General features: G+C 45.0%; 21 protein-coding genes. 11 read left to right on the top strand and 10 right to left on the bottom strand.

Features of this window, described 5'->3' with window-relative positions:
* Window position 1: 1 nt before the first annotated feature.
* Entirely contained in the window at window positions 2-526 is a 525-nt protein-coding gene (locus ACR64J_RS09185) for a DUF2799 domain-containing protein (protein WP_435949391.1), read from the bottom strand.
* A gap of 246 nt (window positions 527-772) precedes the next feature.
* Between ACR64J_RS09185 and ACR64J_RS09180 the strand changes: the two genes are divergently transcribed.
* Entirely contained in the window at window positions 773-1,387 is a 615-nt protein-coding gene (locus ACR64J_RS09180) for a hypothetical protein (RefSeq protein ID WP_435949390.1), read from the top strand.
* 252 nt (window positions 1,388-1,639) lie between these two features.
* Window positions 1,640-4,345 (top strand): type I DNA topoisomerase, encoded by a 2,706-nt coding sequence (gene topA / locus ACR64J_RS09175; protein WP_435949389.1) that lies wholly within the window; start codon window positions 1,640-1,642, stop codon window positions 4,343-4,345.
* 101 nt (window positions 4,346-4,446) lie between these two features.
* On the opposite strand, the gene ACR64J_RS09170 is transcribed toward topA, so the two are convergent.
* Together ACR64J_RS09170 and lon are read right to left on the bottom strand one after the other, a co-directional pair.
* Complete coding sequence (locus tag ACR64J_RS09170) at window positions 4,447-5,004, bottom strand: superoxide dismutase family protein (protein ID WP_435949388.1); 558 nt, start codon at window positions 5,002-5,004, stop codon at window positions 4,447-4,449.
* A gap of 318 nt (window positions 5,005-5,322) precedes the next feature.
* On the bottom strand, window positions 5,323-7,830 hold the full coding sequence (lon, locus tag ACR64J_RS09165; RefSeq protein ID WP_435949387.1) for an endopeptidase La: 2,508 nt from the start codon (window positions 7,828-7,830) through the stop codon (window positions 5,323-5,325).
* Window positions 7,831-8,095: 265 nt separating this feature from the next.
* Between lon and ACR64J_RS09160 the strand changes: the two genes are divergently transcribed.
* Window positions 8,096-9,469, top strand: a complete 1,374-nt coding sequence (locus ACR64J_RS09160) for a Na+/H+ antiporter family protein (protein ID WP_435949386.1) — start codon at window positions 8,096-8,098, stop codon at window positions 9,467-9,469.
* A gap of 447 nt (window positions 9,470-9,916) precedes the next feature.
* Here the strand turns inward: ACR64J_RS09160 and ACR64J_RS09155 are convergent, their stop codons facing one another.
* A complete protein-coding gene (locus ACR64J_RS09155) occupies window positions 9,917-10,774 on the bottom strand; it encodes a 5-formyltetrahydrofolate cyclo-ligase (RefSeq protein ID WP_435949385.1) in 858 nt (285 codons plus the stop codon).
* 132 nt (window positions 10,775-10,906) lie between these two features.
* Here ACR64J_RS09155 and fumC point away from each other — a divergent pair, with 132 nt between their 5' ends.
* Window positions 10,907-12,307 (top strand): class II fumarate hydratase, encoded by a 1,401-nt coding sequence (gene fumC, locus ACR64J_RS09150; RefSeq protein ID WP_435949384.1) that lies wholly within the window; start codon window positions 10,907-10,909, stop codon window positions 12,305-12,307.
* A gap of 340 nt (window positions 12,308-12,647) precedes the next feature.
* Window positions 12,648-13,388, top strand: a complete 741-nt coding sequence (locus tag ACR64J_RS09145) for a hypothetical protein (RefSeq protein ID WP_435949383.1) — start codon at window positions 12,648-12,650, stop codon at window positions 13,386-13,388.
* Window positions 13,389-13,585: 197 nt separating this feature from the next.
* Here ACR64J_RS09145 and ACR64J_RS09140 read toward each other — a convergent pair whose 3' ends face one another.
* The 5 genes from ACR64J_RS09140 to ACR64J_RS09120 all read right to left on the bottom strand — a co-directional run bounded on the left by ACR64J_RS09140 (window position 13,586) and on the right by ACR64J_RS09120 (window position 18,277).
* The gene (locus ACR64J_RS09140; protein ID WP_435949382.1) at window positions 13,586-14,467 is read right to left on the bottom strand and encodes a DMT family transporter; all 882 of its coding nucleotides are present in this window, start codon (window positions 14,465-14,467) and stop codon (window positions 13,586-13,588) included.
* A gap of 271 nt (window positions 14,468-14,738) precedes the next feature.
* Complete coding sequence (locus ACR64J_RS09135) at window positions 14,739-15,542, bottom strand: MipA/OmpV family protein (RefSeq protein ID WP_435949381.1); 804 nt, start codon at window positions 15,540-15,542, stop codon at window positions 14,739-14,741.
* An 84-nt stretch (window positions 15,543-15,626) separates the two neighbouring features.
* A complete protein-coding gene (locus ACR64J_RS09130) occupies window positions 15,627-16,622 on the bottom strand; it encodes a rhomboid family intramembrane serine protease (RefSeq protein WP_435949380.1) in 996 nt (331 codons plus the stop codon).
* Window positions 16,623-16,682: 60 nt separating this feature from the next.
* Window positions 16,683-17,903, bottom strand: a complete 1,221-nt coding sequence (locus ACR64J_RS09125) for an alpha-hydroxy acid oxidase (protein ID WP_435949379.1) — start codon at window positions 17,901-17,903, stop codon at window positions 16,683-16,685.
* Between the two features lie 17 nt (window positions 17,904-17,920).
* Window positions 17,921-18,277, bottom strand: a complete 357-nt coding sequence (locus tag ACR64J_RS09120) for a glutaredoxin family protein (RefSeq protein ID WP_435949378.1) — start codon at window positions 18,275-18,277, stop codon at window positions 17,921-17,923.
* 192 nt (window positions 18,278-18,469) lie between these two features.
* On the opposite strand from ACR64J_RS09120, the gene mtgA reads away from it, so the two are divergent.
* The 6 genes from mtgA (at window position 18,470) to ACR64J_RS09090 (ending at window position 22,927) form a co-directional block, all read left to right on the top strand.
* Window positions 18,470-19,156, top strand: coding sequence for a monofunctional biosynthetic peptidoglycan transglycosylase (gene mtgA, locus ACR64J_RS09115; protein ID WP_435949377.1), 687 nt, complete (start codon window positions 18,470-18,472; stop codon window positions 19,154-19,156).
* 54 nt (window positions 19,157-19,210) lie between these two features.
* On the top strand, window positions 19,211-21,415 hold the full coding sequence (gene ppk1, locus ACR64J_RS09110; RefSeq protein WP_435949376.1) for a polyphosphate kinase 1: 2,205 nt from the start codon (window positions 19,211-19,213) through the stop codon (window positions 21,413-21,415).
* 293 nt (window positions 21,416-21,708) lie between these two features.
* On the top strand, window positions 21,709-21,885 hold the full coding sequence (locus ACR64J_RS09105; protein WP_435949375.1) for a hypothetical protein: 177 nt from the start codon (window positions 21,709-21,711) through the stop codon (window positions 21,883-21,885).
* A gap of 61 nt (window positions 21,886-21,946) precedes the next feature.
* The gene (locus tag ACR64J_RS09100; protein ID WP_435949374.1) at window positions 21,947-22,207 is read left to right on the top strand and encodes a hypothetical protein; all 261 of its coding nucleotides are present in this window, start codon (window positions 21,947-21,949) and stop codon (window positions 22,205-22,207) included.
* Window positions 22,208-22,261: 54 nt separating this feature from the next.
* On the top strand, window positions 22,262-22,642 hold the full coding sequence (locus ACR64J_RS09095; RefSeq protein WP_435949373.1) for a hypothetical protein: 381 nt from the start codon (window positions 22,262-22,264) through the stop codon (window positions 22,640-22,642).
* 84 nt (window positions 22,643-22,726) lie between these two features.
* Window positions 22,727-22,927, top strand: a complete 201-nt coding sequence (locus tag ACR64J_RS09090; protein WP_435949372.1) for a hypothetical protein — start codon at window positions 22,727-22,729, stop codon at window positions 22,925-22,927.
* A 121-nt stretch (window positions 22,928-23,048) separates the two neighbouring features.
* On the opposite strand, the gene ACR64J_RS09085 is transcribed toward ACR64J_RS09090, so the two are convergent.
* Entirely contained in the window at window positions 23,049-23,774 is a 726-nt protein-coding gene (locus ACR64J_RS09085; RefSeq protein WP_317198661.1) for a tRNA-(ms[2]io[6]A)-hydroxylase, read from the bottom strand.
* Between the last annotated feature and the right edge of the window lie 370 nt (window positions 23,775-24,144).

The following is a 24,144-nucleotide window of genomic DNA, read 5'->3' as shown; positions in this document are numbered from 1 at the left end:
GCTACCAGCCATAACCAAACGGCCCATACCCGTAGCGACCGTAGCCACTAAAGCCAAAGGGATAGGGCAAGCGCAAATAGTCAAGATCACGCTGACGGATATAATAGTAGCGCCCTTGCGAGTAGGCTTCCTCTAACTTCTCAATACCCTCAAGCGGACAGACGGGTTGCCAATCATAGCCCTCACGCCCAATCTTATAAGCATTTAGCTCCGTACAATACGTCTTTAGCCCTTGCTGGCGACCTTGCTCCCACATAACGCGATTGGGCGTCGCACCGACGACACTAGCGCAGCTATTAGTATAGTAACCAAAATAAGCGCCTGAGCGACCGCGCATACCATCGACATAGCCGACCTCTTGCCAGTTACTGCCTTGACATTGCTCTGGTGTGAGGCTCTTTTGGGTAGTAGCGCAGCCAGATAAGGCGAGCAAGGCGGCACCTAAGACAGACAAATTCAGGCTAGATTTAGCCATCATTGATGGGTTTTGCAGCTTGGACTGCAATACAGCGAATAAAGGAATCATAATAAACCTGCGCGCATCGAGAGTTATGGTTTATGATAGCACCTTTTTATAGGCCGCAACTTTTTGCATCTTGTTACCGAGCATATTTTTTGTCGTTAAGTGCTTGAAAGCTAAGTATATAACGGTAGGTAGATGCTCATGCTTTGATCACCTGCTATTCGCTCAAGCTTGATTTTTGAATTTGTACACTCATTATAAGTAGCGGCTACTGCTTTACTTCACTATTTTGTTTGGGGTTTGATTGTCATGGGAATATGGATCGCCATTCTTATCGTAATGTTCGTACTTGGCAGTATGATGGCGCTCAAACCTAGCGGTATCGATCAGCGCTTGGACAAGCTGCGTATTGAGGCGCGGCGTATGCAACTCAACCCAAAGCTGGTCGCCTGTCCTGAGTGGATGCAAGGACGCGATAACGAGATGGGGCGCGGTATGATAGGTCAGTATGGCTTGGTATTAGATAATATCAAAATGCCGCATACCCGCTACAAAGCTATCAATGGTCAGTGGCGCGCGGATACCAGCATCGAAAGTACCAAGGCCGATACGAGCACCAAGCTTGATATTCCTACAAAAGTGCGCACCAATACTCAAACGATGACAGCAAAGCCGATGCCCAAGATAGATTTTAGTTTAGATAAGATGCCGCTTGAGCTGCCGCCAACCGTAGAGCCGTTTGTAAAGGCGCTGATTACCCAAGCTAACAGCGTGATTATCTATTGGGAGGATGTCGACTATGTGCGTCCATCGACCAATCCTGCTTATAAGTCTTATAACATCGAACCTGATCTATTAGTGCTCAAAACCCAGTTAGAAAAATGGGCGTTGCAAGTGCAAAACGCGCAAAAAAGCGCAAGTTAATGACCAATAATTTAGCATGGCTTAACAGAAAAACCGCTTTTATTATTTAAACTGTTTTAGGCAAAGCGCTGTTTTACAGTTGACATCCCAACTCATAGCAGTGTAACGTCTTTGTAATTAGGTTACGGTTATCTATCTCTTACAGCTTCCTTGATAACCCTGTTTTAAATACTATTATTTTTATAATCAATACCTTATATCCTCTAGTGATTTGTAATTCCTTTTAATCCATTTATTATGGTGTCGTCAGATATGGCAAAAACCACAACTAAAAGAACCATCAAAGCCACGGGCAGTGCCAAAAAGCCTCGTGCTGCAAAGAGTACTAAAGCGGCAACTTCAGATGGTGGTACTCCCTCCAAAGGCAAATCTTTGGTGATCGTCGAGTCCCCTGCCAAAGCAAAAACCATTAACAAATACTTGGGTCCAGATTTTGTCGTGCGCTCGAGTATCGGTCATGTGCGTGATCTACCTGTTGGCGCCAGCAAAAGCGCTAAAAAGACTGCTACTACCAAAAAAGACGACACGCTATCAAAAGAAGAAAAAGCGCAGCAAGCGCTGGTGCGTCGCATGGGCGTTGACCCAGAACACGGCTGGAAGGCGGTCTATGAAGTACTGCCAAACAAAACCAAGGTCATCAAAGAGCTCAAAGCACTCGCCAAAGACGCCGATACTATTTATCTAGCAACGGATATGGATCGCGAGGGAGAGGCTATTGCTTGGCATCTTAAAGAAGTCATCGGCGGGCCTGATAGCAAATATCAGCGCGTAGTCTTTAACGAGATTACAAAGTCGGCGATTCAAAACGCCTTTAAGCAGCCCTCAAAGCTCGATATTGACCGCGTCAATGCGCAGCAAGCAAGGCGGTTTTTAGATCGCGTGGTCGGCTTTATGGTCTCGCCAATCCTATGGCAAAAGGTCGCGCGTGGCTTGTCCGCAGGCCGCGTCCAGTCGGTTGCTATGCGCCTCGTCGTTGAGCGTGAGCACGAAATTCGCGCCTTTATTCCTGAGGAGTATTGGCAGATTCACGCTGACACGCATATCGATGATAAAAAAGAAGCAGACATAAGCATCCGCTTAGAGGCGACCAAGCAAAACGATAAAAACCTTAAACTGGTAAATAAAGAGCAGACTGATAAAGTTCTAGAGGTTCTCAAAACGAGCGACTATATCGTCAAAGAGCGCGAAGAGAAGCCCACGCAGTCGCGTCCTAGCGCGCCGTTTATTACCTCAACCTTGCAACAAGCGGCCAGTACGCGTCTAGGGTTCTCAGTCAAAAAGACGATGATCTTAGCGCAGCGTCTATACGAAGCGGGTCATATTACTTATATGCGTACCGACTCGACGTTTTTGTCAGGGGACGCGCTAGCTAATGCGCGCGGCTATATTGAAGATAGCTTTGGTCAAAAGTACGTACCAGAAAAGCCAAATTTTTATGGCAATAAACAAAACGCGCAAGAGGCTCACGAAGCAATCCGCCCCTCAAACGTCAACATGAAATCGACCCAGCTCAAAGGTGTGGAGCGTGACGCTATTCGCCTCTATGAGCTGATTTGGCGTCAATTTGTTGCCTGCCAGATGATGCCAGCCAAGTATTTATCGGTTAATTTGTTTGTCGAGGCGGGCAACGTTGAGCTAAAAGCGCGCGGTCGCACTATGACCTTTGACGGCTATACTCGCGTGATGCCGCCTGCCAAAACCGATGATACCTTGTTGCCTGATGTCAAAAAAGGCGACCAGCTCATACTTGATAAGCTCGATCCCAGCCAGCACTTTACCAAGCCGCCAGCACGTTTCACTGAGGCCAGCCTTGTCAAAGAGCTTGAGAAGAAAGGGATCGGTCGTCCCTCGACCTATGCCTCTATTATCTCAACCATTCAAGATCGCGGCTATGTCAAACTTGAAAATAAGCGCCTGTTTGCCGAAAAGATGGGCGATATTGTCACCGATAGATTGACAGATAGCTTTCCTGATCTGATGGATTATACCTTTACCGCCGCGCTTGAGGATAAGCTCGATCACGTGGCAGAAGGCGATACTGATTGGAAAGATGTGTTAGATAACTTCTACGGCGATTTTAAAAAGAAAGTGGAGCACGCCAAAGATGCTGATGGCATGCGCCCTAATGATCCGACCGATGTGCCTGACGTGCACTGTGATATATGCGCGCGTCCCATGCAGCTGCGTACGGGCTCAACAGGCGTATTCTTAGGCTGTACCGGCTACAATCTACCGCCCAAAGAGCGCTGTAAAGGCACCAAGAATTTGATGCCCGTTGAAGCTTTTGCTAATCTCGATGACGCGGAGAGCGATGACGAAGCGGCTGAAGTCAAAGATTTGATGGAGAAAAAACGCTGTCCAAAAGATGGTACGGCGATGAACGGCTATATCGTTGATGGCGGTCTTAAACTACATATCTGCGGTAATAACCCAGATTGCGACGGTTATATTCTAGAAGAAGGCAAATTTGAAGTCCCAGGCTCTGATGCGCCAACCATTGACTGCAACAAGTGTGATGGACAAATGGAGCTAAAAACAGGACGCTTTGGTCCTTACTTTGCTTGTCAAAACTGCGACAATACGCGCAAAGTGCTCAAAACGGGTGAGCCTGCGCCGCCGCGTATGGATCCTATTCATCTGCCAGATCTTAAGTCCACTAAGCATGATGATTACTTTATCTTGCGTGAAGGAGCCGCTGGAATGTTCTTAGCTGCGTCCAAGTTTCCAAAGGTAAGGGAGACGCGTCCGCCAAAACTGGCTGAACTGCGAGAAATCAAAGATAAGATGGAAGATAAGTTTCAGTATTTATTCGAAGGTCCAGACGAAGACCCTGATGGTAATCCGACGATACTACGCTGGTCACGTAAGAAAAAAGAGCAGTACATTGGCTCTGAGAAAAACGGCAAAGCCACACGCTGGGGCGTCTACTGGCGTAAAGGCGAGTGGGTCGAGGAATAACTATTTTTAGTACCTGCATAAAAAAACCTCTTAGTTCGCTAAGAGGTTTTTGTTTATCTAAAATTCAATAGAGCTAAATGTTTTAATGGAGCTAAATGTAATTATGCCGCGCCAATAACACCACAGGCGATACGCGTACCAGAATTACCTGCTGGCTGAGTCACATAATCATCTGCATTGCTATGTACGATAAATGCTAGACGGTTCACACTGTACTTGCCAACGGGAGTCGCTGCTATTTGCTTGTTAACGAAATTGATAGTAGCAACACCGTCTTCATTAGCAGTGATGTTTGGCAAATCACCTGCATGACCCATCATATCGTCAGGGTTAGAATGCGGATAGTTATCAGGGTTGAAGTGACCACCTGCTGCTTCGCCATTCATAGCACAGCTGCCTGTCTCATGAATATGTAAAGCAACTGTCTTACCTGGTGCCATGTTCATAAGCTTACCATACACCTGTACGCCGCCATCAACAGGACGTAAGAATAGTTGTCCTACTTCAGTGTCATTACCATCAACCGTATTAACGGTAGATTTAAGCGTGGGCTGGCTAAATGGATTGCCCGTTTGTAATTGATCTTGAACGGTTTGGCAACCCGTCATCGCTAAGGCTGAACCGCATAATAGGGCACTTGCAAGCATTGTCTTATTCATTGTTATCTCCAATTGTTTATTTGTTAATTTAGACTTTTATTTATCGTCTCTGATCATGAAGTTTTGAGACAGAGTGTTAATGTCGAAGCCAGTATAGCCAAGACTTAGACATAGTTATTCACTAGAAGCGCAACAATCGGTTAATAAGTGTAAGTATTGTATGGGTTTGCCAAACAAAGTTTTTATAATCAAACGAACTTTAAAGTATATATAGCAGTATAGACTCACAAAAAAGCCGCCTATCACAGAGATAAGCGGCTTTATAGTTATATGTTAATTAAGATCTGGTTCTAATTAACATATGATTTCAATCAAGGCTTAGTTACGTAATGCTTTATCGGAGGTTTTATCGACCACCGCTTTAGCAGGCTTTAATGGTTTTGGTATACTAACCAAAGCGACTTTAAGCACTTCATCGATAGTCGCTACTGGCTGAATGGTCAAACCTTCCTTGACGTTATCAGGGATGTCTGCCAAATCACGCTCGTTAGACGCTGGAATCAACACGTGCTTGATACCACCGCGATGCGCGGCTAGTAGCTTCTCTTTGAGACCACCGATGCGCAGAATCTTACCGCGCAAGGTAATCTCACCCGTCATCGCAATGTCAGGACGAATTGCAATGCCAGTTATCGCCGAGACCAATGCTGTCGTTAGCGCACCACCCGCTGATGGACCGTCTTTTGGCGTTGCACCCTCTGGCATATGCACATGGACGTCAGTCGTTTTGAACGTCTCATAATCAATGCCTAAGCTATCACCGCGAGCACGAACCACAGTCATTGCCGCTCGAATAGACTCTTTCATAACGTCGCCAAGCGATCCTGTAAAGCTAAGCTCACCTTTACCTTTCATCGCGACGGCCTCGATAGTCAATAGCTCACCACCGACTTGTGTCCAAGCCAAACCAGTTACGCGGCCAGTTTCAGGGTCTTTCTCAGCCAGACCGTAGTCGAACTGATGGACGCCAAGATAGTCATCTATATTGCTGTCATCGACAACGACCAGCTCACGATCATCTTTTTTCGGTGCGCGTGCACCATGAGTCTCAACCGAACCGCGAACCACTTTGCGGCAGATTTTGTTGACTTCACGCTCAAGGTTACGCACGCCTGCTTCACGCGTGTAGCTGCGTACGATGCTATGTAATGCTGCTTCGACAATCTCAATCTCGCCTTCTTTGAGACCATTTTGCTTGATCGCTTTTGGCACCAGATACTTCTGCGCGATATTGACCTTTTCTTCTTCGGTATAACCCGGCAGACGAATGACCTCCATACGGTCCAGAAGGGCAGGCGGGATATCCATACTGTTAGCCGTACAGATAAACATCACTTGTGATAGGTCCAAGTCCATATCAAGATAATGGTCGTTGAACGTATCATTCTGTGAGGGGTCTAATACTTCTAATAGCGCTGATGCTGGATCGCCGCGGAAGTCTTGCGCCATCTTGTCCACTTCATCTAACAAAAACAGCGGGTTTTTGACTTCTACTTTGGCAAGTGATTGAACGATTTTGCCTGGCATCGCACCGATATAAGTACGGCGATGACCACGGATTTCCGCTTCATCACGGACGCCGCCGAGCGCCATACGCACAAACTTACGACCCGTTGCTCGTGCAATCGATTCACCGAGTGAGGTTTTACCCACACCAGGAGGACCGACGAGACACAGAATCGGACCGCGAAGCTTTTTCACTCGTGACTGCACGGCGAGATACTCTAAAATGCGATCTTTAACATCTTTTAGACCATAGTGATCTTCATCAAGAGTGGTTTTGGCTTTTTCTAAATTGATGGATACTTTGGTCGTCGCATTCCACGGCGTGTCTAATATCCACTCAATATAGTTACGCACAACCGAGGACTCAGAGGACGCTGGTGGCATCATCTTAAGCTTCTTCATCTCTTGCTCAGCTTTTTTGCGTACGTCCTCTGGCAAGTCTGCATCTGCTAGGCGCTGCTCAAGCTCACCCACATCATCTTCACCATCGAACGCGCCGTCATTCATATCAGACAGCTCGTTCTTGATCGCTTTCATCTTCTCGTTTAAAAAGTACTCGCGCTGATTGTCTTCCATCTGCTGACGAACCGCATCTTGGATATCTTGTTCGATATTTTGCTCAGCGCTTTGCTTGACCAGATATTCAGTCAAGGTATTGATATGGGTCTTGATGTCATTGTCTTCTAAGAACGACTGCTTGACCTCCAGATCCATCGAGACGCGAGTTGAGATGAAATACACCAGCTCAAGTAAGTCGTCAATACGTTTGGCGACGCGAGTCAATTCACGCGCATTACGCAGGCGTGCATCGGCGTAGCTCTCAAATAGACTGGTTAATGCTTTGATGGTGTTTTTTTGTTGACTGTCGTCCATAGCGACATCGATATCAGCACGCTCAAAGCTTGCCATCAATAGCTCGCCATGATCTTCTAAGGTATCAACGCGCGCACGGTATTCGCCTTCGATGAGTACCTTTATGCAATTCTCATCGCTATCATGTGGCATCGTGCTAACGATGCGGCACACGGTACCGTACTGATACAAGTTGTCTTGATCAATATCTTCAGTCAGCGAGTCTTTTTGCGCGACGACTAGGACTTTATTGCCATACTCGCTTTGCGCTAATTCAACAGCTTTGACCGACGGGGCGCGGCCGACGAATAGGGCGATTTGCATGTGCGGATACACCACGACATCACGCAGCGCTAATAGCGGTAAGTAATTGTCTGACTTGGTATCCGTAGTAGTATCATCAGTCTCTGGCACGGCTGCCGAGACATCGATGTCGATATTGTCTTTATCGATATTATATTCACTCATATATTTTTCCTCGTTCACCAGACTTGTTCAGTCAAGTTCATGGTTGCTGTATAGATAAATGGTGCTTGCAAGCAAAATTGCAAGGCTTATACTCAAGCAGGCTTAACGATAGGTAATATCTGCAAAACGCCTTGACGCATTCTTAACTGATAGTTTCTACGCATAGGCTTTAGAGCCAAAATCAGGTAAACTGACGCCCTTTTAATATGCCTACATTTTGATAGGTAAGTCAGTTTTAGCAACATGACATATTTAAGGGCAAGGCATGGCAATCAACGCAGTATTATCGGCAGTCGTCATTATGCTTGGGCTGTCACTAGCGCGCGTGCATGTGGTGCTCAGCTTACTCATTGGCGCGCTAGCAGGCGGGCTGATAGCGGGTCTAGGTATTACTGATACCTTAGCGGCTTTTCAAGAAGGTATTCGCAATGGCGCACAAATCGCGCTGTCTTATGCGCTACTTGGTGCTTTTGCAGTAGCAATTGCGCATTCTGGTTTGCCGCAGTCTTTGGCAGGAGCAGTCATCAAGCGTATTGACGCGGCAGGCTCAGGCATAACAGCAGGCGGCATGATTAAGTACACGCTGTTTGCAGGGCTTGTGATGATGAGCTGCTTTAGCCAAAACTTAATCCCCATTCATATTGCCTTTATACCACTGCTGGTACCGCCATTATTACTCGCTTTTAATCGTATGCAGATCGATAGACGCCTGATTGCTTGTCTGTTGACCTTTGGCTTGGTCACCACTTATATGTTTATCCCATACGGCTTTGGTGATATTTATCTTAATCAAATCATGCTTAAAAACGTCGGCGAGGCAGGCATTGATATCGCTAACATCTCTGTAGTCAAGGCCATGGCGATTCCAGCGCTCGGTATGTTTATCGGTTTGCTGACTGCCGTATTTATCAGTTACCGCAAACCGCGCCAGTATCAGCAGCTTGCGATAGATAAAGATGCACGCGATGCGGTTGTCAAAAATGATGATTTAGGCAAGACTGCTGCTGAGGCACCTTCTCAAAGTAAGATAAAGACGCTTATTGCCTTAGCTGCCATTGTTACCGCTTTTGTCGTGCAGCTATACACGGATTCGTTATTGCTGGGCTCGATGTTTGGCTTTGCGGTGTTTATGGCAACAGGCGTGGTGAAATGGCGCGATGCCGATACAGTCTTTAATGACGGTATCAAACTCATGGCGATGATTGGCTTTATTATGATTACCGCACAAGGCTTTGCCGAGGTGATGAAAGCGACGGGCGAAATTGCCCCGCTGATTGATGGCGCGACTAACTTATTTGCGGGGAATAAAGCGATTGCTGCCTTTGTTATGCTAGGGATTGGCTTAGTAGTGACCATGGGTATCGGCTCGTCATTCTCAACCATTCCAATTATTGCCGCGATTTACGTACCGCTATGTATCTCGCTAGGGTTTTCGCCATTGGCAACCGTCGCCATTATTGGAACGGCAGGCGCGCTTGGTGATGCCGGCTCGCCAGCGTCTGATTCAACATTGGGACCGACATCGGGTCTGAACGTCGATGGGCAGCATGATCATATTAGAGATAGCGTCGTGCCAACCTTTTTGCATTACAACATTCCGCTGCTTACGTTCGGTTGGATTGCGGCGATGGTGTTGTAAGGTTACAAAACTTACGTTCTATCAAAAAATTTTCTCAAAACGAATAGACAGACTTGGCAAAAAAATAATACTAAAAATATTAAAAATGATAAGAGCGTCCACATGATCATCAAAACTAACAAGGGCGGCGCATGCATCGCGCCCATACCAAAGTATAAGAGGAATGGAATAGTAATGAGCAGCATCACGCAAAACTTCCAATTATTATGCATCAAAAAATCACTAACAAAGAGCAAAATTAAATGTAACATCATTGCAGCAATTAAAAATACTACTAGGCCAGTTTGATAGGGCTCAGAACTGTTGTCAGAGTACATATCGAACGAATGAGGGCTTTGCTCAAAACCTGCGCTAATGATTAGTCCTACAAACAAAACCCATAAAACAGCAAAAACTACCCTTAGTGGTTTTGAGCAAAAATAGCTCATTATTGTCTTTGCAAATCTTTTATGAGTCTTTATTGTCATCCTCAAAACCCTCTATCTCACCACTCAAACTAGCCAAAAATTTATCACTCTGCGCAAGCAATTCATTTAAACGCGCTTCATTAATGACACTTGATAATTCCTCAGCGCTAAAGTCCTGTTCTTGGCTGTAGTAGAGCATCTCCCTAGTGTCATCATTGCCTAGTGTTTGCAAATAGGTATCAACCGTATCAGCGCTAGATACTTTTTCGTCAGCGGTTGCATGATTACCAAACCACCTTATACCGTTTGGCGTTATCAAGCCATCTAATGGCACATCCCATGGTTGACGCTCTAATTGCTTTACTACTTGAAAGTCATAACACCAGCCAATACGCAAAGGTTTTTTTACTCCTGATCGATAGCTTTTACCTAAAGTCGTATCATAAAATCCGCCGCCCATACCCATACGATTTCCATCCATATCTACCGCCACCAGTGGACAGATAACCACGTCCAAATCTGTTGCCCATAGTAGCTTACGACTATGATTTTGTTTCATACCAAGACTATGAATACGAGTCGGCACATTGCTAATTTTTTTGTGATAAATCGGCACAAAGCGCAAGCGTTTATCATCACGGCCAAGCGAGCCAACCACTGGCAAGTAAGCCTGATATTGCAGACGCTGGCACCAATCCAATATGGGCTGAGTCGGCAGCTCACCAAAGCCGTCATAATACAGACCAATACGCGCGTTACTAGGCAAGCGCTGCTGGAGTTTGATCAAATGCAGACTTGCCTCACGTGCCAATTGTCGGCGCTCGCTTGCGCTCAGCTTACGGCGTAGGCTTGTAAACTGACGTCTAGGCGGATTTATGGATATTTGAGCATTTGGCACCTGTAGCCCTCGCAGATGTTGAGAAATTTGTGATAAGTCATGCTATCATAATGACGCTTTACATCCTATTTTCCTTATGTGCAGCGCTCGTTGCACTTCTTACGGACAGATAAAAAATCAAAGAGGGTAGTTATGTCACAGAATCAGGCCACTCGTACTGAAAAAGACACCATGGGCAACGTCGAAGTCCCAGCAGACGCTTATTGGGGCGCGCAAACCCAGCGTAGCCGCGAGAACTTCAAAATAGGTGGCGAGACTCTGCCGCGTCCAATGTTAGAGGCGATGGCATTAGTCAAAAAAGCCGCTGCCATTACCAACGCCAGTCTTGAGCGTATCGAAGATGACAAGCGCGATCTAATAGTACAAGCCGCTGACGAAGTCATCAACGGCGGTCTTACCGATCAGTTCCCATTAGTGGTATGGCAGACCGGTTCGGGCACGCAGTCGAACATGAACATGAACGAAGTACTCGCCAACCGTGCCAATGAGATCGCAGGTAGCGAGCGCGGTAGCTACACGCCAATTCACCCCAACGATCATGTCAATCACGCCCAATCGACCAACGACAGCTTCCCAACCGCTATTCGTGTCGCCGCCGCGCGTCAAATTAACAGCCTGCTTATCCCAGCGGTAAAAGCACTACGCGATACGCTAGATAAAAAAGCCAAAGAATTCGATAGCATCGTCAAAATTGGTCGTACGCATTTGCAAGACGCTACGCCTTTAACCTTAGGCCAAGAGTTCAGCGGTTATGTTAGCCAACTTGATCATTCGTTGACTCGTATCGACAATGCGCTACAAGGCTTATATGAGTTGCCATTAGGTGGTACAGCGGTCGGTACCGGCCTTAACGCCCATCCTGATTACGCGGTAAAATCAGCTGAGCAATTAGCAGAGCTAACAGGCTTGCCGTTTGTCACTTCACCGAATAAATTTGAAGCCCTAGCGGCGCGTGATGCCGAAGTCTTTGCCTCAGGCGCACTTAAGACTCTAGCTGGCAGCTTAAATAAAATCGCTAACGATGTACGCTGGCTCGCCTCAGGCCCTCGTTGTGGTCTAGGCGAATTGACCATTCCAGAGAATGAGCCAGGCTCATCCATCATGCCGGGTAAAGTGAACCCAACCCAGTCAGAAGCCATGACCATGGTCGTGGCACAAGTGATGGGTAATGACGTCACAATTAGCATGGCAGGCGCGTCAGGCAACTTTGAGCTGAACGTCTATAAGCCTGTGATTGCCTTTAACTTACTGCAATCTATTAAGTTATTAGGCGATGCGTGCAACAGCTTTAATGATAATTGTGCTGTTGGTATTGAGCCTGTCAAAGACAAAATCGATGACTTCTTACATAATTCATTGATGCTAGTGACGGCTTTGAACCGTCATGTTGGTTATGAGAACGCGGCAAAAATCGCTAAGACTGCATATAAAGAAAACAAAACGCTCAAGCAAGTCGCGGTAGAGCTGGACTTGATGACCGAAGCGCAGTTTGATGAGTGGGTGACGCCAGAGGACATGGTGCATCCTTCTTAATTTGAAGTTTTTTTAGATAAAGTGAGTAGGATGGGTTAGCAACAGCGTAACCCACCGATTTGATTTCAACAAAAAAGACCTTGTCACGTCGCGTGGCAAGGTCTTTTTTTGGTTATATTTTTGCTTATACGTATCGTAATTCAGTCTTCAATATCTAACAAAGTTTGAAAATGTTTAATTTGTAGGTTGGCGTGGAGCTTGCGACACCCAAAATGGCAATGTGCTAACCTATAAATTTGAAGCTACCTAACTGCGGACTATCACCTACATTGCATTGGTTAACTTGAATCTTTCTTTTAAAAGAGTATAAAATGCCTTTAATTATTCAAATGAGATAGGTATGTATCAACAGTTGCCGAATACATGTTACGAGTGTGGGGTTCCATTAGACCAAAAAAGCTTAACGAGAGAGCATGTACCTCCTAGATGTTTTTTCCCTAAAAATGATAAATTTTCTTTGATTACTGTGCCTTCATGTATCGAGCACAATGGTGGTAAATCTGATGATGATGAGCACCTTCTACAAATTATATCGCTTCAAATTCTAGCTAATGAAAAAGGGCAAAATATTGCTACAGGTAAAACTGTAAAGAGTATATTGAGAAATAGAAAGAGAACTAGGAGCTTAGTTAGCAACGCAACGCTAGTCTATGTTGATGAAAAGAGAACAGGGCAACTTAAACCTACTTTTGCATTCAAATTTGATGAAAGTAAATTTAACAGTAGTATATCCTCTATTTGTAAAGGGCTATACTACTACGAATTCCATAAGGTTTTTAATGGAGATATCAAAATTTATAATGAGTTTCAAATATCATTGAATGACGACTCGATAAATAAAAATAAAGAGTTTGATAAAAATAGAATTTTGATAGAGAAGAGTTTTTCTAATGTCAAAAAAAAAGGAGAAAATCAAGAAATTTTTTACTACCAGATAATGAAGCCACCAAAGGGTTTGGACTTTTCTTTTGCTATTAGGCTCTGTTTTTATGAAGGAATTGGTATCCTAACTTTTTTGCAAGAAAAAAGAGTATTGACACTCAATGCAATCACAACTGCAATAATTAAAGTGCAACAATGAACATCTTTACAAAGACTATGCCTTGTGGCTTCTACAATCACTTTGATTTAACTTAACTAAATTACTACCAACAAAAAGCTAGGCTAAAAGCCTAGCCTACGTCTAACTTATTTTATATAAAATTCAACCCTAAGGTTTATAACATAATCCTAGCCTCATCGTAGCACCAGTCCTCGAGTCAACCATCAGCTTTATACCTAACCTCCCAACCGAGCAATACTACCTTTATCTGTTTTCCTAGAATATATATTGAGCGAATTACCAGCGACTATCAGCAGCATGCCAACGACTAAAGCTGCGCTAAAGCTCTCAGAATACAACAGCACACCGATGAGTGAGATGAGCGGCAATCTAAACATATCCATAGTGACTACGAATGTCACCTCAGCATATTGCATGGCTTTGGTCATACAGTAATGCGCCGATAATGCCGTGACACCTATGATGACCAGCCATAGCCACTGGATATCTACTGGCGTTGTCCAGCCTTCTATAAACAACAGCAACCCTAGTGGCGCTTGTATCAAACACATCATAAAAATAATAGTGATGGGACTATCGGTATTAGACAGCGACTTTGTACACACATGAGCAAAGGCGTAGCAAATAGCAGCGCCCAGTACGATAAGTGACGCATAGTGAGCGACATCTAAGCTAGGTTGTACAATGACCAAGACACCTAATATGCCTAATAGTACAGCAATGATTTTTTTTATCGTTATAGGCTCTTTTAAAAAGAGATACGAGATGATTATCGTCCAAAAAGGCACGGTAAATTCAATAGCGAAAACGGTGGCTAAGGGTAGTAGTCCTATGCCTAAGAACCAGCCATATTGCCCCGCGAAATGAAATAAGTTTCTGACTACGTGTAATTTAAGACGTTTGGGAAATAATAAGTGCCTTATCTTTGGCAAAGCGTTTGATAGCCATATGATTGGCAATAATACCAATAGCCCGACGATACTACGAAAGAATAGTATCTGAAAAACACTAATCTCACCGTTTAGCTCACGAGCACCAATAGCCATCAAACAAAATGAGGTGAGCGCGCCAATCATCCAAAGGGTAGAGCGGATCATAATGGTGCAATCCTCTAATGATAAAGTCAAAAAAATAGATACCTTATGTAATGACACAGAACTGGTATAAATTTTTCTTGCTTGCTGTAGCTAGCAGACAGAGGCTACAAAAAATTTATTCCAGTTCAGCGGTATCGTTTTTATATTGAACTGACTATTTAAAACCAAAGCTTGAGTTTATAGTATAAGTGAATGCTTTATATCGATGGATAAACCAAAACAAAAAAGCCAAGCAAAATGCTCAGCTTTTCAATACTAAATTGCTAAAACCCTAAAACTTATATAGCAAACCCAGCGTCGTTGTTGCATCGGTACGCGAGTCCACCATCGGGCTATCGTATTGCTCATTGGGCAAGTAGCTTAAGCTTTGGTTAAAGAAGCCAGCAAAGCGCTCATTGATGTCATAGTTAGCACTAATATTGATGTACGGGTTCAAGCTTGAATTGGATTTATAAGCAGCAACGCCTGTATCTGCCGACTCTTGATCGCTGACGCCATAGTAGTACTCATTGTATTCATCATCATGATACTCAAAGCCAATGCTCGGATAGACGGTCAGCTTGTTTTTAGTAATACGAGCCAAATATGTCAGGCGCGCTGTCGTACCGCCGCTACGATCCAAGACATCGGTTGCCGCTTGAATACGAAAGCCACCGACAGGCGTACGGCGTAGGTAGCTCAGACCTGCCGCCGCTGATGCTTTACGCTCATCTAAACCTTGGAGCACGCCATTGGCATCATCAGGGTCAAACTCGCTGCCTGCCAGTTGGACATAAGCGGCCAGCTGATTGGTACCATCATTGACGATATAAGCGCCTGCTTGCGCGCCGCGGGCATAGAACTTATTGTTGTCATAGAACACGCCTGGCAAGACACGTACCTGCTCATCATCTAGATCATAAGCACTTTTGCTATATAATACATTGACGCCAACGCTGAGCTCGGCATCTTGATCAGCAGGCAGATTTTTGAATAGGGCGGCGTTAGCATGGCTGCCAATGCCAAATAGCACTGTAGCCGTTAGGGCAGTGAGCAGAGTGCGGCTAGTGATAAAAGGGGCGGATAGTTTTGACATAGTCGGGTCTCTTGAGCAGGTAAGGGTAAGTAAAATAGCGCTTTAGTGGGTGATACTCATTTTTGATCACTATAGCGCACTTATTTATTCGTTAGCAGCGAGCACTTGTAGTATCTGATTATGCATATCTTGCCACCACCAGACAAAGCCAATCAAGACGATAAGCATCATGAGCCAAGGCAGTAGTTGCCATATCTTGCTGACTTTGATGGGCTTAATAGCAACAGGTTTGACGCTAACATAAGCTGGATTATTGTAGTTAATGGTCGTATTCACGTCGGTATTATTAACAGTACTAGCAGAATCATGCTCTAAGTTTACAGGGATTTGGCTAGTGTTATCACTAAAAATATCCCTAAGCGGTGGATCGTTATAATCGGTAACTTGAGGGTCAGCTATTGGCAACTGATTTCGTAAGGCGCTTTGGTACTCTGCAAACGCTTGTTGCTGAGCCCCTTGGCGCTGGCGCTGAGCAAAAACAAAACCAAGGGCAATAACCAGTCCTGTGATCGCGCCGCCGATATGCCCCGCGTTATCGATACCCGGTACCGCAAAGCCATAAACCAGATTGATACCCATAATAAATATCAGACTCTTTAGATTGAGCACCATTCCATTAACTGATATTTTAAACAGCGCTGCTATCAGTAAGGCTGCGCCAATACCCATGATACCGCCAGACGCGCCAGCGGATAATCCGGGCTGCGCTGAGCCATCTAAAATGCCTTGCCACGTCACATAATTGTTTAATAGATTGCCACCGATAGCGGCAAGCAAGAACAGCGCCAAAAACTTCACGGAACCAAACATAGGCTCGGCTACTTGTCCAAAGAAATACATGGCAAAACCGTTAAACAGTAGATGCATCAAACCAATATGCAAAAACGCACTGCTAACCAGCCGCCACGGGTCATCCACCATCGTCAGCGGCAGAGCATTAGCGCCCCAATAGATGAGCGCTTGGGTCGAGGGGTTATTGGCATCGACGCCTAAAAGCACTTGGATGATGAACAGCCCGATAAAGCTGACTAAGAGTAAGGTGCTGACAGGTGCAGTTTTTAGCAATTGCTGTATGGTCATAAATGGGTATCAGTTAAAGGATATGGGTAAACAAGATAAGCTGATCATTAAATCAAAGAACTACCAGCGCATCGGTGCAAGATCAGGACGACCAGATTTTAGGTACTCATAAGTGCCTTTGACCAAGATATCGTCGGTCACTTGGGTGATATCAGTATGACCACAAAACGCCATGCTCACATCACATTCCTTGTAAATAAGCTCTAAGGCACGGCGTACGCCATCCTCGCCATAAGCGCCTAGCCCGTACAAAAAAGCGCGCCCGATCATCGTACCAGTAGCGCCCAGTGCCATAGCTTTGAGGACATCTTGCCCCGAGCGAATCCCACTATCAAGCCAAATCTCAATCTCACTACTTTCTGCACGTACCGCTTGCACGATATCGCTTAGGGCAGCGATTGAGGAGGGCGCGCCGTCCAATTGCCGACCGCCATGATTGGAGACGACTAATGCATCAGCGCCACTACGAGCGGCGAGTATCGCATCTTCAGGCTCCATGATGCCTTTGATGATAATTTTACCACCCCATTCATCTTTGATACGAGCCACATCATCCCAGCTCAGCGCCGGATCGAACTGCTCTGCTGTCCATGCGGACAAGGAGGAGATATCCTCGACATCTTGAGCATGACCGACGATATTACCAAAGCTGCGTCTTTTGGTACCAAGCATATTGAGGCACCACTGCGGCTTGGTCATAAGGTTAAGGATATTAGCCAGCGTCGGTTTGGGCGGCGCAGAGAGACCGTTTTTGATGTCTTTGTGGCGTTGACCGAGCACTTGTAAGTCAGCGGTCAAGATCAGCGCTGAGCAATTGGCTTCTTTGGCACGGCGAATCAGATTGCTCATAAAAGCTTTGTCACGCATGACATACAGCTGAAACCAAAAGGGCGCACTGGTATGACTCGCCACATCCTCAATAGAGCAAATGCTCATCGTCGATAAAGAAAACGGCACGCCGAACTTTTCAGCGGCGCGCGCAGCATGAATCTCGCCATCTGCCCACATCATCCCCGTAAAGCCAGTAGGTGCAATAGCAACAGGCATATTCACAGACTCACCAATCATTTTGGTCGCAAGCGAGCGCCCTTCCATATTGACCAGTACGCGCTGACGCAATTTGATACGGTCAAAGTCGCTTTCATTGTTACGATAAGTGGTCTCGGTCCATGAGCCAGAATCGACATAATCGTAGAACATGCGCGGAATTTTGCGCGCCGCTACACGGCGTAAGTCTTCAATCTCAGTGATTCTATTTAACTTTGAGCTTAGATTTTTCATAGGGTTCTCGCTGATGATTACTCAGACAGTAATTGCTGTAAATCCATGACCGAAAACGGATAGTTAAGACGCCGCGCAGATGTCAATAGTACAGGAATAGTGGTAGCAAATTGCATCATTAGCGCCTCATCAAAATCGATAATGTCGACATCGAGGCAATCAATAGGCTGCACCATTTGAAAGCGCGTTATCAAAGCTTTGGCATCTTCACATAAATGACAGTGAGAGGTACCCAATAACCACCAAGCCTCACTATGATTAGCATCAGACAAATGTGGCAGCGCTGTCATGATAGAAGCACGTAGCTCTACCACCGATGATTTTGTTTCACTAAGCTGATAGCTATTAGGCTCATTCGTCATCTGTGTACTCATATACGCACTCTTACTTTAACTATGCAATACTTTTAACTATTCAATACTCGGTCTTAAAATTTTAAAACCACAGCTTAATGCTTGCTATATGATAAAGAAATCAGAGCAATAATGACAGCGATTGCCCAATTAGGTAAGATAGCTTGCAATTCACCAAAGTTATTTTTAATTTATTATTTGGATACATAGCGCATGACAAGTTTTGGCAAAGTTATCAAAAAAATACTATTGGCCTTTATGTTGCTGGTAGTGGCTTTTCATGTGTTGGTTGCAGGCTTGCTATTGATATGGAAGACCCAGCCCATCAATAACAGTATGTTTATGCTCACACATCGCTTGACAGGCGGTGAGGTCACGCAAACTTGGGTGGAGTATGACAATATCGCCAAATCAGCCAAGCAAGCGGCTATCGTTAGTGAAGATTCAAAGTTCACTCAGCACAATGGCTTTGATCTTGAAGGCATTGAGGTGGCAATGAAAAAGAACGAAGCCTCTGGCAAAGCGTCCGCTGGCGGCTCAACAATTACCCAGCAGCTTGCCAAAAATCTATTTTTGACCTCTCATCGCTCCTACATTCGTAAAGGCGAGGAGGCAATTATTACCGTTATGATAGAGACGATTTGGGACAAACAGCGCATTTTGACCGCTTATCTCAATGTCGCCGAATTTGGCAACGGTATTTACGGTATAGAGGAGGCCGCGCAATATTACTTTGACAAATCCGCGGACAATCTTAACCGAGATGAGTCCGCACTGCTTATCGGTATGCTCACCAATCCCAAATACTATCAGGATAATAAAGGCGATAAACGCCTGCGCAACAAGCAGCGCATTATCAAAAAACGTATGAAAAACGCGGCTTTACCACAAGCGGCTTAATGGCTGATAACCAAAAATGTTCAGTGATCAAAAATAAAAACAAAGGATGACATCATGAGTACTGCCAATAGCGACGCCATGGACAATAGAGCACTGGATGAGCATAGTCTCACAGCGGATAAAGCGGTGACGCAAACGGCTTTGACCGAGATAGCTTGGCAGCGCTCTGAAGATGGTAGCTATTCGCCCAGCAGCTATATCAACCGTGATTTGTCCTTGTTACAGTTTCATCTGCGGGTACTCGCGCAAGCCGCCAATCCGCGTCATCCACTGCTCGAGCGTTTGTTTTTTTTGATTATCTTTTCATCGAATATGGATGAGTTCTTTGAGATTCGCGTTGCAGGCATTATGCAAAAGCTTAATCTAGGCAACGTTGTTACAAGCCCGCACGGTATGCGCCCAAGCGAGGTGCTAGGTGAGATATCCGCAGTTGCGCACAATGCTATCGATGAGCAGTACCGCATACTAAACGAAGATATCTTACCTGCTCTTGCCCTTGAGGACATCCGCTACCTCAAACGTGATGAGTTAAATGCCGAGCAATCAGCATGGATGAAGCGCTACTTTACTGAGCAGGTCTCACCTGTACTTACGCCGATTAGCATTGATCCTGCCCATCCGTTTCCGCGCCTCGTGAATAAGAGTTTAAACTTCATTGCAACGCTAGAGGGCAAAGACGCTTTTGGTCGTGATATTAATTTAGCGATTGTCCCTGCGCCGCGCAGTTTGCCGCGAGTGATTCGTCTGCCTGATGAGCTCACAGGCGGCAAAGAGCACCATGTCATGCTCTCGGCGGTCATTCATGAGCACGTCGGCGAGCTGTTCCCTGGGATGAATGTCACCGGCTGCCATCAGTTTAGGCTGACGCGCAACGCCGATTTGGACTTAGCAGACGATGTTGATGATATCGCCAAAGCTTTAGAGGGCGAGCTTGAAAATCGCCGCTTTGGGGATAAAGTGCGCCTAGAGGTCACAACCGACTGCCCAACACCGATTAGCGATTATTTGCTCAATGAGTTTGAGCTGCATGATAACCAGCTCTACCGCGTTAATGGTCCTGTGAACCTTACGCGCTTGCTTTTCGATTTTAATATTCCAAAGCTGCGTTATCAGCCCTTTACTCATATTATGCCCAAACCCTTTCGCCGCGAGGTAGATAAACTCGACAAGGCGACTAGTATGTTTGCCGCTATGCGTAAGCGTGATGTGCTCGTACATCATCCTTTTCATTCGTTCGCGCCTATTATCAATCTGCTGTGGCAAGCCGCTAGCGACCCCAAAGTGTTAGCGATTAAGCAAACGCTTTATCGCTCAGGTACCAATTCTGAGATCGTCAAAGCGCTCGCCGCCGCTGCTCGTAATGGTAAAGAAGTGACTGCCGTGATCGAGCTACGCGCACGCTTTGATGAGGCTTCTAACATCGCCGTTGCCAACTTCTTGCAAGAGGCGGGCGCGGTTGTGGTCTATGGCATCGTAGGCTACAAGACTCATGCCAAGCTTATGCTCATTGTGCGCCGTGAGGATGAGCGCATCCGTCGTTATGTGCATCTAGGGACGGGTAATTATCATGCGGCCAATGCCAAAGTATATACCGACTACGGACTCTTTAGCGCCGACCCTGACATCTCAGAGGACGTACACAAGATATTTCAAGAGCTCACTGGCATGGGTAAGCCTGCTAACCTCAAAAAGCTCCTTCATGCACCTTTTACTTTACACGACAAGCTTATAGAGTTTATTGATGCTGAGATTACGCAAGCAAAGGCAGGCAAGCGCGCGCATATCATTATCAAAGTCAATGCACTCAACGAGCGCCGCTTGATTGACAAGCTCTATGATGCCTCACAAGCTGGGGTCAAGATTGAGCTGATACTGCGCTCTATGTGCTGCTTACGTCCGCAGGTCAAAGGTTTATCTGAGAACATCACTGTACGCTCTGTTATCGGGCGCTTTTTGGAGCATACGCGCGTTTATTACTTTTATAATGGTGGTGATGAGCGCCTGTACTGCGCAAGCGCTGACTGGATGGATCGCAACTTATTTCATCGCGTTGAGGTCGCTTTTCCGATTGAAGACAAAAAACTATTCAAGCAGATTTTTGAGGATGGGCTACAAAACTATTTGCAAGACAACGTACAAGCATGGACGCTCAATGGCAGCGGACAATGGCACAAGGTCAAACGCACAGATAACGAGCCTTTGCATATTGCGCAGGATTATTTATTAAAGGTTATTAATCGTGTCGGGGAACCAGTCTAATGATGAATGATAAGAGTGCAGGTAGTAAGCGACTCAAATAGTTACAAACTTGCTAGTCGTATCACATTTATTCACATTTAGACACCTGAGCACACTGGTATGATAAAGCTTAATGTCTCTATACTAGCTTTTTACATTTAGATACTCTGTACATGTAAAGCTGTACATATAGAGCTAAGTTATACATTTAGACCTAAGCTAAATAACTTTAGAACACTTATATACAAGCTTGAAACGTTTAATCTCTACCAATAGATTTAAAGTGATAACCACTAAAATTCAGGAGTTTTACCATGAGTAACAATGACACAAAGAGCAACAATGACCCAAAATCAGAAGTAACCGATGCGGCGCAAAATGTCGATGCTAAGCAGCTCGAAAAAAACCTTAACAACGATGACGAGCAAGCTACCGATCATGATGATAATCAAGCGCCCTTTATCGATGAGTCGTTACGCACAGATCAGTAATCACGGCTCGTTAGTGTCAGCCAAATCTGATTAATTATAGCGTGTATACAAGGAGTAAGTTATGACTATACATAAGGAAAATGAACAACCCAATAACGAAGAAAGAGTCCCTGTTGACGATCCTGTAGCCGCAAAAGTGCTTAATCCAAAGGATAGCTACGAAGGCCGCAAATACGATCTTGAAATAGATGGACCGGAGCAAGCCTCACAAGAAACCGATGAGGTATACTCAGATCCCCGCAAAGAAGAAAACTTACCAGCAGGTGGCAAAAACGTCGCTGACCTAAATGCTCATGATTTGAGTCAAAACAACAATATCTAATTGATGACAGGACTTCTGTAGTAAGCCTATTAAATAATAATAAAGGACATAACAATGAAGACTAACGATCCAGCCCTGAGCAAAACACGTATTGATAACACCAATAGAGAAAGCGGCACTGCTATCGTTAATGACGATGCTCATAACTTAGCTTCAGACAACCACGAAAAGATCGAAGACAATACGACTGTTAACAAAGGCACTGACACTTTTGAAGATAACATAGTCGACAGCGAGCACGTCAAAGATGGTGATAATCCAGCGCGTCAACCTGATCGCCGCGATCAAGAAGGCAGCACGGCTTTTGATGAAAACATCAATGAAGATACGGTAGGAAGTGAAGCGCCGCAAAGTGATGAGATTACCGATCGCAATCGCTACGCGAATGTAAATAATGCGCAAACTCGTACATTAACGCCTGACGAAAAAGACTAGTCGCGATTGTGTATAAAATAAAAGGTACAATGTACAAAGGTATAGAGCGCAAAAGCACAGATAACGATAGTAAAGGAGTAGGGCATGAGTACGCCAAAAGACATGCATGATGATACCAATTACAAGCTAAAAGATTCTGATGACAATGAAGGTATCGTGCAAGACGACGCACTACAAAAAGCGAATCCAGCAGCTGCTGAGCGCACGACGGATGATCATGATCCGCATCATATTGCCAAAGACAATAAGCAATACGATACTGACGTTACTGAGTCTAAAAGGTAAGTATCAGTTAGCATAAAATAAAAAAGCAGTGCTTAACAAATGCAGTGACTAACAATAGTCGCTGCTTTTGTTATTATTAAAAGACATCAATTTTTATTAAAAGACATCGATTATAAGCAAGCTAAATAGGTACGCCGCTATGAAAGCGTAGTTCATCGTCAGGCGTAGATATCAGCTCGCTCTCAATAGCTTTAAAAAAATCAACACGCTCGTTGATACAAGTATCAGACAACGATTGCGCCAATGCTAGATAATCCTCAAAATGACGACTCTCAGATTTTAGCAAGTAACGATAGTACTTACTAAGGCGCGCATCATCTATCACATGGCTGAGCGCTGCAAAACGCTCACAGGAGCGTGCTTCGATAAACGCCCCTATGATCAGCACGTCTATCATCGCGGCAGGCTCATAAGTACGTTTATGCTTTAACATGCCTTTGGCATAACGACCTGCACCCAAGTGCATCCAGTCTTGTCCGCGCTCTTTCATGATACCTAGTACTTGCTCGTAATGCAGCATCTCCTCGCGTATGAGTTGTGCCAGTTTGCACTGCAAATCATGGGCAAACTCATAGCGAAAGATAAGGTTCATCGCTGTTCCCGCTGCCTTTTTTTCGCAGTTGGCATGATCTTGAATAATTAGAGGTATATTATTCACTGCTGCATCAATCCAAGCTTGCGAAGTACGCGCGCCCAAAAACTCATAGACAGCGCTCATATCAACTTTGGTAGGGGGTCGTAGTTGCTGGCCATCCTCGTCTTGTACTCTACTATCATCGCTGTCGTCCGCAAAAAAGACTGATGAAGTATTATTGGTCTGTGTTATCTCTAAGTGTTCAACATTCATAATCTAGTAGCTATCCATAAAGTATTAAATTTCATCACTGTGCACCGATTATATCAAGTCAGCTGCCATTGAGGCATGACTTTGAGACTAAATAACTATTGAAATGATTACTTACAGTTTAACTTTACTCCTTAGTCGTCTACTCGATATGCAATACGTAAGTTATCAAAGCCTGATGGAGCATAGGGTATCACTACAGAGCAATGTCAACATTTAGCCACAAAATAGCATATCCTTGTTAATTTTTTGATTTGATAGTAGGATAATATTTTGCGGTGTAGTTACAATCAAACATCAATCCCAAGATTAAATCATCAAGCGCCAAATACTTTGATGCCAAATACTCTTAAGCCATGTGTTTTTGAGTATT

This window comes from Psychrobacter sp. DM8, assembly GCF_051307025.1.
GTDB lineage: Bacteria > Pseudomonadota > Gammaproteobacteria > Pseudomonadales > Moraxellaceae > Psychrobacter.
The sequence above is the reverse complement of the archived record's forward strand: the minus strand, read 5'-3'. Positions and strand labels throughout refer to the sequence as shown.